Source organism: Bacillus sp. GbtcB10 (assembly GCF_019091365.1).
GTDB classification, from domain to species: Bacteria; Bacillota; Bacilli; order Bacillales; family Bacillaceae; genus Bacillus; species Bacillus altitudinis.
In genome coordinates, this window is the sequence record NZ_JAGXJP010000214.1 from 1 (window position 1) to 262 (window position 262).

General features: G+C 38.9%; 1 pseudogene. It reads right to left on the reverse strand.

Going from position 1 to position 262, the window contains the following annotated elements:
• A pseudogene (locus KVT11_RS20130) lies at positions 1-262 on the reverse strand (type VI secretion system ATPase TssH); the annotation flags it as partial.

Below are 262 nucleotides of genomic sequence, written 5' to 3' on the forward strand. Positions count from 1 at the left end.
CTCTAAGCGTAGTAATTTCTCACGTTCACCTTCTACGAGTTTTGCAACAGGAATACCAGTCCATCGTGAAACAATATCAGCAATCTCTTCTTCACTTACTTCCTCACGTAATAAACGATTTTCTTGTTTATTATGTGCGCCCATTTCTTCTGCTTCTTTTAACTCTTTTTCAATTGCAGGAATTTTCCCATGTCGAAGTTCCGCTGCTTTATTTAAATCGTAATTACCTTCTGCTTCTTCTAATTCACGGCGCAGACGCTCT